Source organism: Streptomyces sp. CB09001 (assembly GCF_003369795.1).
Lineage (GTDB): Bacteria > Actinomycetota > Actinomycetes > Streptomycetales > Streptomycetaceae > Streptomyces.
This window is the reverse complement of record NZ_CP026730.1, coordinates 1550211-1561401: the sequence shown is the minus strand read 5'-3', so window position 1 is coordinate 1561401 and position 11191 is coordinate 1550211. Positions and strand designations below refer to the sequence as shown.

The following is an 11191-nucleotide window of genomic DNA, read 5'->3' as shown; positions in this document are numbered from 1 at the left end:
CGCCCCCAGGCGGGTACTCCCGGTACGCTCACCGCCGTGCCACACCCTGATCAGTCCCAAACCACCCAGAAGGGCCACCCCGTGACATACCCGGGACCGCCCCGGCCGGTGCGGATCTCCGCCACACCCCTCGCGGAACTCGCCGATCAGCTGGGTACCACCGCGCCGGACGGCTCCGCCGAGGTCACGGGCATCACCCACGACTCGCGCGCCGTCCGCCCCGGAGACCTGTACGCCGCCCTGCCCGGAGCCCGCGCCCACGGCGCCGACTTCGTCACCCAGGCCGCGGGCCTCGGCGCCGCCGCCGTGCTGACCGACCCGGCCGGCGCGGAGCGCGTCGCCGCCACCGGGCTGCCGGCGCTGGTCGTCGACGACCCGCGCGCGCGGATGGGCGAGCTGGCGGCCACGATCTACGGCCACCCCGGCCGCGACCTCCTCCAGATCGGCATCACCGGTACCTCCGGCAAGACCACCACCGCCTACCTCGTCGAGGGCGGCCTGCGCACGGCGAAGTCCACCGGGCTGATCGGCACGGTCGAGATGCGCATCGGCGACGAGCGCATCAAGTCCGAGCGGACCACGCCCGAGGCCACCGACCTCCAGGCGCTGTTCGCGGTGATGCGCGAGCGCGGCACCGAGGCGGTCGCCATGGAGGTCTCCAGCCACGCCCTGGTACTCGGCCGCGTCGACGCCTGCGTCTTCGACATCGCGGTCTTCACCAACCTCAGCCCGGAGCACATGGAGTTCCACTCCGGCATGGAGGACTACTTCCAGGCCAAGGCGCAGCTCTTCACCCCCGAGCGCAGCAAGCTCGGCGTGGTCAACGTCGACGACGAGTACGGGCGGCGCCTCGCCAACGAGGCCACCGTCCCGGTCGTCACCTACTCCGCCGAGGGCCACCCGGACGCCGACTGGCGTGCCGACGAGGTCGAGGTCGGCCCGCTGGACTCCACGTTCACCGTGCTCGGGCCGAAGGGCGAGCGGATCGCCGCCAAGTCGCCGCTGGCCGGACCGTTCAACGTGGCGAACACCCTCGCCGCGATCGTCGCCCTGGCCGCCGCCGGGCTCGACCCGCAGAGCGCCGCCGACGGCGTCGCCGCCGTACCGGGCGTGCCGGGCCGCCTCGAGCGCGTGGACGAGGGCCAGCCCTACTTCGCGGTGGTCGACTACGCCCACAAGACCGACGCCGTCGAGTCCGTCCTGCGGGCCCTGCGCAAGGTCACCGAGGGCAAGCTGCACGCCGTGCTCGGCTGCGGCGGCGACCGGGACACCACCAAGCGGGAGCCGATGGGCGCCGCCGTGGCCCGGTTCGCCGACACCGCCGTACTGACCTCCGACAACCCCCGCTCCGAGGACCCCCTCGCGATCCTCGCCACCATGCTCCAGGGCGCGGCGTCCGTGCCCGCGCACGAGCGCGGCGAGGTGCAGGTCTTCGAGGACCGGGCCGCCGCGATCGCCGCCGCCGTCGCCCGGGCCGAGCCCGGCGACACGGTGCTGGTGGCGGGCAAGGGCCACGAGCAGGGCCAGGACATCGCCGGGGTCGTCCGTCCCTTCGACGACCGCCAGGTGCTGCGCGAAGCCATCAAGAAGACCCGGGGATGAAATCCCGAATGATCCGAGGGACGAGATCCCGAACGATCCAGCCGATCCTGATCCTGATCCAGGGGACGAACTTGTGATCACCCTCTCACTCGCCGAGATCGCAGAAGTCGTCGGCGGGCGGATGCACGACATACCGGACGCGTCCGCCGAGGTCACCGGGCCGGTCGTCCGGGACTCCCGGGAAGCGGGGCCCGGCAGCCTCTTCGTCGCCTTCGTCGGCGAACGGGTGGACGGCCACGACTTCGCCGCGCAGGTCGTCGAAGCGGGTGCGGTGGCCGTTCTCGGCTCCCGCCCCGTCGGCGTGCCCGCGATCGTCGTGGACGACGTCCAGGCCGCCCTCGGCGCCCTCGCCCGGCACGTCGTGCGACGCCTGGGCACCACCCTCGTGGCCCTCACCGGGTCGGCCGGCAAGACCAGCACCAAGGACCTGATCGCCCAGGTACTGCGCCGCAAGGCGCCCACGGTGTTCACGCCCGGCTCCCTCAACAACGAGATCGGGCTGCCGCTCACCGCGCTCACCGCCACCGACGAGACCAGGTTCCTCGTCCTGGAGATGGGCGCCCGCGGCATCGGACACATCCGGTACCTCACGGAACTCACCCCGCCGAAGATCGGTCTCGTCCTCAACGTCGGTTCCGCGCACATCGGCGAGTTCGGCGGCCGGGAGCAGATCGCCCAGGCCAAGGGCGAGCTCGTGGAGGCGCTGCCGCCGGCCGAGGAGGGCGGCGCCGCGATCCTCAACGCGGACGACCCGCTCGTACGGGCCATGGCCGCCCGAACGAAGGCGAAGGTGATCCTTTTCGGAGAGTCCGGCGAAGCGGACGTGTCCGCCGAGAACGTGCGACTCACGGACACCGGACAGCCTTCCTTCAGCCTTCACACACCCTCCGGTGCAAGCGATGTGACCATGCGCCTGTACGGTGAGCACCACGTGTCGAACGCGCTCGCCGCGGCCGCCGTCGCCCACGAGTTGGGCATGTCCGCAGACGAGATCGCCACCGCGCTCTCCGAGGCGGGCTCCCTCTCCCGCTGGCGGATGGAGGTCACCGAGCGCCCGGACGGCGTGACGGTCGTCAACGACGCCTACAACGCGAACCCCGAGTCCACGAAGGCCGCGCTGCGTGCCCTCGTGGCCATCGGCAAGGGGCGTCGTACGTGGGCGGTGCTCGGCAAGATGGCCGAGCTCGGGGACGAGGCGCTCGCCGAGCACGACGCGGTCGGACGGCTCGCCGTCCGGCTCAACGTCAGCAAGCTCGTCGCGGTCGGGGGCAGGGAAGCCCAATGGCTGCAACTGGGCGCATATAACGAGGGTTCGTGGGGTGAGGAGTCGGTGCACGTGTCCGACGCACAGGCGGCGGTCGACCTGTTGCGCAGCGAGTTGCGCCCAGGGGACGTCGTGCTCGTGAAGGCGTCCCGTTCGGTGGGTCTGGAGAGCGTCGCCACGGCGCTGCTCGAGACCGGCACCGAGGGTGAGGTTGCCGCCCGATGATGAAGCAGATCCTGTTCGCAGGAGTCATTGGCCTCTTCCTGACCCTGGTCGGCACCCCGCTGCTGATCAAGCTGCTCGCCCGCAAGGGCTACGGCCAGTACATCCGCGACGACGGACCGCGCGAGCACGCCAGCAAGCGCGGTACGCCGACCATGGGCGGCATCGCCTTCATCTTCGCCACGGTCGCCGCGTACTTCCTGGCCAAGGGCATCACCAGTTATCTGGACCCGGACATCGACGCGGGGCCGACCTTCTCCGGTCTGCTGGTGCTCGGCCTGATGGTGGGCATGGGCCTGGTCGGCTTCCTCGACGACTACATCAAGATCGTCAAGCGGCGTTCGCTGGGCCTGCGGGCCAGGGCGAAGATGATCGGCCAGCTGACCGTCGGCATCGCCTTCGCGGTGCTCGCCCTGCAGTTCGCGGACAACCGGGGCAACACCCCGGCGTCCACGAAGCTGTCGTTCATCACCGACTTCGGCTGGACCATCGGCCCGGTGCTGTTCGTCATCTGGGCGCTGTTCATGATCCTCGCGATGTCGAACGGCGTGAACCTGACCGACGGCCTGGACGGCCTGGCCACCGGCGCCTCCGTCCTGGTCTTCGGCGCCTACACCTTCATCGGCGTCTGGCAGTTCCAGGAGTCCTGCGCCAACGCGCTGACCCTGACCAACCCGGGCGCCTGCTACGAGGTGAGAGACCCGCTCGACCTCGCGGTGGTCGCGTCCGCGCTGATGGGCGCCTGCCTCGGCTTCCTGTGGTGGAACACCTCGCCGGCCAAGATCTTCATGGGCGACACCGGTTCGCTCGCGCTCGGCGGTGTGCTCGCGGGTCTGGCGATCTGCTCGCGCACCGAACTGCTGATGGCCATCCTCGGCGGCCTGTTCGTCCTGATCACCATGTCGGTGGTCATCCAGGTCGGCTCCTTCCGCCTCACCGGCAAGCGGGTCTTCCGGATGGCGCCACTCCAGCACCACTTCGAACTCAAAGGCTGGTCCGAGGTCCTTGTCGTGGTCCGTTTCTGGATCATCCAGGGCATCTGTGTGATCGTCGGACTCGGCCTCTTCTACGCGGGATGGGCAACGGACAAGTGACCTCCTCGGTGCCTTCGGAATTCAGCGGCAAGCACGTCACCGTCGCCGGGCTCGGCGTCTCCGGCGTCCCGGCGGCCAAGGTGCTGCACGGTCTCGGCGCACACGTCACCGTCGTGAACGACGGCGACGACGAGCGGGCCCGGACGCAGGCGGCGGAGCTGGAGTCGCTCGGGGTCGCCGTGCGCCTCGGCGACGGCGACACCCTGCCCGAAGGCACCGAGCTGATCGTCACCGCACCGGGCTGGAAGCCCACCAAGCCGCTGTTCACGGCGGCCGGGCAGGCCGGCGTCCCGGTCTGGGGCGACGTGGAGCTGGCCTGGCGGCTGCGCGGCCTGGACGGCCGGAAGCCCGCGCCCTGGCTGGCCGTCACCGGCACCAACGGCAAGACCACCACCGTCCAGATGCTCGCGTCGATCCTGAAGGCGGCAGGTCTGCGTACCGCCGCCGTGGGCAACATCGGGGTCTCCCTGCTGGACGTGGTCACCGGCGAGGAGGAGTACGACGTCCTCGCCGTGGAGCTGTCCAGCTACCAGCTCCACTGGGCGCCCTCCCTGCGCGCCCACTCCGCGGCCGTGCTCAACCTCGCCCCGGACCATCTCGACTGGCACGGCTCCATGGAGGCCTACGCCGCCGACAAGGGGCGTATCTACGAGGGCAATCGCGTCGCCTGCGTCTACAACGTCGCGGACAGGGCGACCGAGGAGCTGGTCCGCGCCGCCGACGTCGAGGAGGGCTGTCGGGCCGTCGGCTTCACCCTCGGCACCCCCGGCCCCTCCCAACTCGGGGTCGTGGAGGGCCTCCTGGTCGACCGCGCCTTCGTCGAGGACCGGCACAAGAACGCCCAGGAGCTGGCCGAGGTCTCCGACGTCAACCCGCCGGCCCCGCACAACATCGCCAACGCCCTTGCCGCCGCGGGCCTCGCCCGCGCCTTCGGCGTCCCCGCCGCCGCCGTACGGGACGGACTGCGGGCCTTCACACCGGACGCCCACCGCATCGCGCACGTCGCCGACGTGGACGGCGTGGCCTACGTGGACGACTCCAAGGCCACCAACACCCACGCCACCGAGGCGTCCTTGGCGGCCTACGAGTCGATCGTGTGGATCGCCGGCGGGCTGGCCAAGGGCGCGACCTTCGACGAACTGGTCACGGGCGCGGCGAAGCGGCTGCGCGGCGCCGTCCTCATCGGCGCCGACCGCGCGCTGATCCGTGAAGCCCTGGCGCGACACGCCCCCGAAGTACCCGTGGTCGACCTCGACCGGACCGACACTGGTGCGATGCTCCAGGCCGTTCAGGAGGCGCGGGGGCTCGCCCGGCCCGGCGACACGGTGCTGCTGGCCCCGGCCTGCGCCTCCATGGACATGTTCACCAACTACAACCAGCGCGGTGACGCGTTCGCGCAGGCCGTTCGCGAACTCGGCGCCTGACCCGGCCGCCTCCTGCCGCCGGATGAACTCGGGAGGACGCGTGGGACGGTCCATGCCGACGTACAGCGGAGGCCGTGATGCCCGGTAGTCCCCAGAGCCGCACCGGACGTCCGCCCGTGCAGCGGACCGTCAAGCGACCGGCCACACCGGGACCGGGACACGAGAACGGCGTGCTCGGCCTCTACCACCGGCTGCGCCGCGCCTGGGACCGGCCGCTGACCGCGTACTACCTGATTTTCGGCGGCAGCCTGCTGATCACCGTGCTCGGCCTCGTGATGGTCTACTCGGCGTCCCAGATCACCGCGCTCCAGCTGTCGCTGCCCGGCTCGTACTTCTTCCGCAAGCAGGCCCTCGCGGCGCTCATCGGAGCGGGTCTCCTGGTCGCCGCGATGAGGATGCCGGTCAAACTGCACCGGGCGCTGGCCTATCCGATCCTCGCCGGTGCCGTCTTCCTGATGATCCTGGTCCAGGTGCCGGGGATAGGAGTCGCGGTCAACGGCAACCAGAACTGGATCTCGCTGGGCGGCTCCTTCCAGATCCAGCCCAGCGAGTTCGGCAAGCTGGCCCTGGTGCTCTGGGGCGCGGACCTGCTCGCCCGCAAGCACGACAAGAAGCTGCTGACCCAGTGGAAGCACATGCTGGTGCCGCTGGTGCCCGCCGCGTTCATGCTGCTCGGGCTGATCATGATCGGCGGGGACATGGGCACCGCGATCATCCTCACGGCGATCCTGTTCGGCCTGCTGTGGCTGGCCGGCGCGCCCACCCGGCTGTTCGCGGGCGTGCTCTCGATCGCCCTGCTGCTCGGCTTCATCCTCATCAAGACCAGCGCGAACCGGATGGCCCGGCTCAACTGCCTCGGTGCCACCGACCCGGGCCCCGGCGACTCCTGCTGGCAGGCCGTGCACGGCATCTACGCCCTCGCCTCCGGCGGGCTGTTCGGCTCCGGGCTCGGTGCCAGTGTGGAGAAATGGGGTCAACTCCCCGAAGCGCACACCGACTTCATCTTCGCCGTCACCGGTGAGGAACTGGGCCTGGCGGGGACGCTGTCGGTGCTCGCCCTGTTCGCGGCTCTAGGCTATGCGGGTATCCGCGTGGCCGGACGCACGGAGGACCCCTTCGTGAGGTATGCCGCGGGAGGCGTGACCACCTGGATCACGGCCCAGGCCGTGATCAACATCGGTGCGGTCCTCGGGCTGCTCCCGATCGCCGGTGTCCCGCTCCCGCTGTTCTCCTACGGGGGTTCCGCCCTGTTGCCGACCATGTTCGCCATCGGTCTGCTGATCGCCTTCGCGCGTGACGAACCCGGTGCGCGGGCGGCGCTTGCGTTGCGGCAACCTCGCTTTGGTAGAAAGCGGGGAGCCAGGGGACCCGCGGCCAAGCGGAGCCCTGGGAGTTGGAACACGATGCGACGGCGCGCCTCGGCGGCGCGCTCGTCCGGAGAGCGGTGAATTTCGGTGCATGTCGTACTCGCCGGCGGAGGAACCGCGGGCCACATCGAGCCCGCGCTCGCCCTCGCGGACGCCCTGCGCAGGCAGGATCCGACCGTGGGGATCACGGCCCTGGGCACGGAACGCGGCCTGGAGACCCGCCTGGTGCCCGAGCGGGGTTACGAGCTGGCGCTGATCCCGGCCGTGCCGCTGCCGCGCAAGCCCACCCCCGAGCTGATCACCGTCCCGGGCCGGCTGCGCGGCACCATCAAGGCCGCCGAGCAGATCCTGGAGCGCACCAAGGCGGACGCCGTGGCCGGCTTCGGCGGCTACGTGGCGCTGCCCGCCTACCTCGCGGCCAAGCGGCTCGGCGTGCCGATCGTCGTCCACGAGGCCAACGCCCGCCCCGGCCTGGCCAACAAGATCGGCTCGCGCTACGCCGCCCAGGTCGCCGTCTCCACTCCCGACAGCAAGCTGCGCAACTCCCGCTACATCGGCATCCCGCTGCGCCGCTCCATCGCCACCCTCGACCGGGCCGCCGCGCGTCCCGAGGCCCGCGCGATGTTCGGGCTCGACCCCAACCTGCCGACGCTGCTGGTCACCGGCGGCTCGCAGGGCGCCCGCCGGCTCAACGAGGTCATCCAGCAGGTCGCGCCCTGGCTCCAGCAGGCCGGGATCCAGATCCTGCACGCGGTCGGACCCAAGAACGAACTGCCGCAGGTCCACCAGATGCCGGGAATGCCCCCGTACATCCCGGTAAGTTATCTGGACCGGATGGACCTCGCGTACGCCGCCGCCGACATGATGCTCTGCCGCGCGGGCGCGATGACCGTCGCCGAACTCTCCGCCGTCGGGCTCCCGGCCGCCTACGTCCCGCTGCCCATCGGCAACGGCGAACAGCGGCTCAACGCCCAGCCGGTGGTCAAGGCCGGCGGCGGACTGCTGGTCGACGACGCGGACCTCACGCCCGAGTGGCTCCAGCAGAACGTCCTGCCCGTGCTCGCCGACCCGCACCGGCTGTACGAGATGTCCCGCGCCGCCGCCGAGTTCGGCCGCCGGGACGCCGACGACCTCCTCGTCGGCATGGTGTACGAGGCGATCGCCGCCCGTGCGCGCCGCTAGACACGTCTGACGGAAGGCAGGGGAGCGTGGCCGGACCGACCACCGCCGAGCGCGGTGCACGCCAGCAGGAGTCGTCCGGCCCGCCCCCGGCACGCCGGTTCCGCCCGCCCCGCCTTCGTACGATCATCATCCTCGCCGTGGCGCTCGTGCTCGTCGCGGGCGGCACCGTCTGGGTGCTCTACGGCTCGAACTGGACGCGCCTGGAGCGGGTGTCGGTCTCGGGGACGAACGTCCTGACGCCCGCGCAGGTGCGCGAGGCCGCCGACGTGCCGGTCGGGGACCCGCTGATCTCGGTCGACACGGAGGCGGTCGAGGCCCGACTGCGCCGGAAACTGCCCCGCATTGACGAGGTCGGCGTGGAGCGTTCCTGGCCGCACGGAATCGGACTGAAAGTGACGGAGCGTACTCCGGTCCTGATTGTGCAAAAGGGCCGAAACTTCGTGGAAGTGGACGATGAAGGCGTCCGTTTCGCCACGGTTTCCAAGCCCCCGAAAGGCGTGCCCACGCTGGAATTGGAACCGGCCCGTTCCGGCTCGGCCGCGGCGAGCCTGCGCCGCTTCGACGACGACCGCCTGGTGCGCGAGGCGGTCCGGGTGGCCGGCCGGCTCCCCGGCAAGGTCGCCCGGGACACACGGCTCGTCAAGGTCCGTTCCTACGACGACATCTCGCTGGAGTTGAGCGGAGAGCGGACCGTGTCGTGGGGGAGCGGTGAGCAGGGTGTGCAGAAAGCCCGCGCACTCACCGCGCTCATGAAAGCGACGCCCGGCGCGCGGCACTTCGACGTGAGTGTCCCCACCGCCCCGGCGTCATCCGGGAGTTGACGGGTATACGCGCAGGCCAGCACCCTGGTTGGGCAGCGCTACGGCTGATCACATAGGGTGAAAAGAAAAACGGGAGGTTCGGCGTGTTCGTTGAACGTGCGCCACTTGTCGACTTAGTGTCCTGTTCGGAAGAGTCCAAGGAACAGACACACTGGTAACCCTAAACTTCAGCGTTAGGGTTCGGGTCGGCGCTACGGACCGTCCCAATCGGCATCAGTCGTCGGATCGCGGGGGCATCAGTGCTTCGGCGGTCGGGCGACACGTAACTCGAGGCGAGAGGCCTTCGACGTGGCAGCACCGCAGAACTACCTCGCAGTCATCAAAGTCATCGGTGTCGGCGGCGGTGGTGTCAATGCCATCAACCGGATGATCGAGGTCGGTCTCAAGGGCGTCGAGTTCATCGCCATCAACACCGACGCACAGGCGCTGTTGATGAGCGACGCCGACGTCAAGCTCGACGTCGGCCGCGAACTCACCCGCGGACTCGGCGCCGGAGCCAACCCGGCCGTCGGCCGCAAGGCCGCCGAGGACCACCGCGAGGAGATCGAGGAGGTCCTCAAGGGGGCCGACATGGTCTTCGTGACAGCCGGTGAAGGCGGCGGCACCGGCACCGGCGGCGCGCCCGTCGTGGCCAACATCGCCCGCTCGCTGGGCGCCCTCACCATCGGCGTGGTCACCCGCCCGTTCACCTTCGAGGGACGGCGCCGGGCCAACCAGGCCGAGGACGGCATCGCGGAACTCCGTGAAGAGGTCGACACCCTCATCGTCATCCCCAACGACCGGCTGCTGTCCATCTCGGACCGCCAGGTCAGCGTGCTCGACGCGTTCAAGTCCGCCGACCAGGTGCTGCTGTCCGGTGTGCAGGGCATCACCGACCTCATCACCACCCCCGGCCTGATCAACCTGGACTTCGCCGACGTGAAGTCGGTCATGTCCGAGGCGGGTTCGGCCCTCATGGGCATCGGCTCGGCCCGCGGCGACGACCGTGCGGTGGCCGCCGCAGAGATGGCGATCTCCTCGCCGCTGCTCGAGGCGTCCATCGACGGCGCCCGCGGCGTGCTGCTCTCCATCTCCGGCGGCTCGGACCTCGGCCTGTTCGAGATCAACGAGGCCGCCCAGCTGGTCAGCGAGGCCGCCCACCCCGAGGCCAACATCATCTTCGGCGCGGTCATCGACGACGCCCTCGGCGACGAGGTGCGGGTCACCGTGATCGCGGCCGGCTTCGACGGGGGGCAGCCGCCGTCCAAGCGGGACAACGTCCTCGGGTCCTCCTCGGCCAAGCGCGAGGAGCCCACCCCGGCCCGGCCGTCCGAGAGCCGCCCGTCCTTCGGCTCGCTCGGCAGCGTCAAGCCGAAGGAGGAGCCGGAGCAGGCGCCCGCGCCGGAGCCGGTCGCCGACCTGCCGGTCTCCCCGCCGCCGGTTCCGCCGTCGCGGACCTACTCGGACAGCGCGGCCGAGGAACTGGACGTGCCGGACTTCCTGAAGTGATAGGACAGCGCGACACCGTGAACGGCGCGCACTTCGGCTTCACCGACAGGTGGGGCGGAGTGAGCGCCGTTCCGTACGAGGAGCTCAACCTCGGCGGCGCGGTCGGCGACGACCCCGGCGCCGTCACGGCCAACCGGGAGCTGGCGGCCAAGTCACTGGGGGTCGACCCGTCCCGGGTGGTCTGGATGAACCAGGTGCACGGGGCCGACGTCGCCGTGGTCGACGCACCTTGGGGGGACCGGCCGGTCCCGCGGGTCGACGCCGTCGTCACCGCCGAACGCGGCCTCGCCCTCGCCGTCCTCACCGCCGACTGCGTGCCCGTCCTGCTCGCCGACCCGGTCTCCGGTGTCGCCGCCGCGGCCCACGCGGGCCGGCCCGGACTGGTCGCCGGGGTCGTGACCGCCGCCGTACGGGCCATGACCGAACTCGGCGCGGACCCGGCCAGGATCGTGGCCCGCACCGGGCCCGCCGTGTGCGGCCGGTGCTACGAGGTGCCCGAGGAGATGCGCGCCGAGGTGGCCGCCGTCGAGCCGGCGGCGTACGCCGAGACCAGCTGGGGCACTCCGGCCCTCGACGTGAGCGCCGGAGTGCACGCGCAGCTCGAGCGCCTCGGGGTGCACGACCGGGCGCGGTCGCCGGTGTGCACCCGGGAGTCGGCGGACCACTTCTCGTACCGACGCGACCGCACCACCGGGCGGCTCGCGGGCTATGTGTGGCTGGACTGATG

The 11191-nt window shown here is 71.0% G+C and carries 9 protein-coding genes; all 9 read left to right on the top strand.

Annotated features, from left to right (window positions below; translation table 11 throughout):
* The first annotated feature begins 81 nt into the window (after window positions 1-81).
* The gene (locus tag C4J65_RS07320) at window positions 82-1602 is read left to right on the top strand and encodes a UDP-N-acetylmuramoyl-L-alanyl-D-glutamate--2,6-diaminopimelate ligase (RefSeq protein WP_115741666.1); all 1521 of its coding nucleotides are present in this window, start codon (window positions 82-84) and stop codon (window positions 1600-1602) included.
* A 73-nt stretch (window positions 1603-1675) separates the two neighbouring features.
* Window positions 1676-3091 carry a UDP-N-acetylmuramoyl-tripeptide--D-alanyl-D-alanine ligase gene (gene murF, locus C4J65_RS07315; protein WP_115741665.1) on the top strand — a complete coding sequence of 472 codons (1416 nt, stop codon included), beginning with the start codon at window positions 1676-1678 and terminating at the stop codon, window positions 3089-3091.
* Window positions 3091-4182 (top strand): phospho-N-acetylmuramoyl-pentapeptide-transferase, encoded by a 1092-nt coding sequence (mraY, locus tag C4J65_RS07310; RefSeq protein ID WP_115741664.1) that lies wholly within the window; start codon window positions 3091-3093, stop codon window positions 4180-4182. The genes murF and mraY overlap by 1 nt, the downstream gene beginning before the upstream one ends.
* An 8-nt stretch (window positions 4183-4190) precedes the next feature.
* Window positions 4191-5606: a UDP-N-acetylmuramoyl-L-alanine--D-glutamate ligase gene (murD, locus tag C4J65_RS07305; RefSeq protein WP_115746331.1), complete on the top strand. Its 1416-nt coding sequence runs from the start codon at window positions 4191-4193 to the stop codon at window positions 5604-5606.
* A gap of 77 nt (window positions 5607-5683) precedes the next feature.
* Window positions 5684-7054 (top strand): putative lipid II flippase FtsW, encoded by a 1371-nt coding sequence (gene ftsW / locus C4J65_RS07300; protein WP_115741663.1) that lies wholly within the window; start codon window positions 5684-5686, stop codon window positions 7052-7054.
* Between the two features lie 6 nt (window positions 7055-7060).
* On the top strand, window positions 7061-8155 hold the full coding sequence (gene murG / locus C4J65_RS07295) for an undecaprenyldiphospho-muramoylpentapeptide beta-N-acetylglucosaminyltransferase (protein WP_115741662.1): 1095 nt from the start codon (window positions 7061-7063) through the stop codon (window positions 8153-8155).
* Window positions 8156-8181: 26 nt separating this feature from the next.
* Window positions 8182-8976 carry a cell division protein FtsQ gene (gene ftsQ / locus C4J65_RS07290; RefSeq protein WP_115741661.1) on the top strand — a complete coding sequence of 265 codons (795 nt, stop codon included), beginning with the start codon at window positions 8182-8184 and terminating at the stop codon, window positions 8974-8976.
* A gap of 288 nt (window positions 8977-9264) precedes the next feature.
* Window positions 9265-10464 (top strand): cell division protein FtsZ, encoded by a 1200-nt coding sequence (gene ftsZ, locus C4J65_RS07280; protein ID WP_109031829.1) that lies wholly within the window; start codon window positions 9265-9267, stop codon window positions 10462-10464.
* Window positions 10461-11189, top strand: a complete 729-nt coding sequence (pgeF, locus tag C4J65_RS07275) for a peptidoglycan editing factor PgeF (RefSeq protein WP_115741659.1) — start codon at window positions 10461-10463, stop codon at window positions 11187-11189. The genes ftsZ and pgeF overlap by 4 nt, the downstream gene beginning before the upstream one ends.
* Window positions 11190-11191 lie beyond the last annotated feature (2 nt).